Raw genomic sequence first — 742 nt, forward strand, 5'->3', positions numbered from 1 at the left:
GTTCCCGATCGAATAGAACTTCGGGTTCAGGTTGCCCAGCCCACCGCCGTGGACCTGGTTCTGCAGCGTCGCGAACGCCGCCCACAGCGGGGCCGCTCCCGACGTTCCCCACACCGTCTCCCACGCGCCCGCCGTGTAGATGTAGTAGCCCGAGCCGCTCGCCGCGTCGGCGGACACGTCCGGGACCTTGCGGTTCGTCGTGCTCTGGGAGGACTGCCACGACGGGGCCGTGAACACCGTCGAGATGCCGCCGCCCGTCGAACCGTTGGACGCGCCGTCGTTCCACGCCTTCTCGCTGCTGTACGCGTTCGACGACGTCACCGTCAGCTGCGTGCCACCCACGCCCGTCACGTTCGGGCTGGACGCCGGGAAGTCGACCGCCTTGGCCGTCGAGCCCGTCTGGCGGTAGCAGTCGGTTGTTCCGTCGTCGCCCGCGGCCGCGAAGTACGAGATGCCCTCCGCCGTGCCCGTCGCGATCGCGTTGCTGACGCTCTTCGCCGCGCTCGAACCCTCCGCGGATTCGCAAGCGCCCCAAGAGATCGAGACGACGTCGACCGTGTGGTCCGACGCGATCTTCTGGTACATCGCCAGTTCGCCGGCGCCGCTGTTCGGGGCCTCGTACACGTAGTCGTTCGCCGCGGCCGCCAGCGCGTGCACGACCTCGATGTCGAGTTCGACCTCGATCTGGCCGTCGCCCGGCGACGAGTCGTAGTTCGCGCCGCTCACCGGGACCGTCGTGACC

The 742-nt window shown here is 69.3% G+C and carries 1 protein-coding gene; it reads right to left on the reverse strand.

Annotated features, from left to right (window positions below):
* Nucleotides 1-726 (reverse strand): S8 family serine peptidase (locus CCN37_RS38435; RefSeq protein WP_246843635.1); only part of this gene is annotated, 726 nt, incomplete at its 3' end.
* Nucleotides 727-742: the final 16 nt, after the last annotated feature.

It is taken from the genome of Allokutzneria sp. NRRL B-24872 (assembly GCF_002155965.1).
Lineage (GTDB): Bacteria > Actinomycetota > Actinomycetes > Mycobacteriales > Pseudonocardiaceae > Allokutzneria.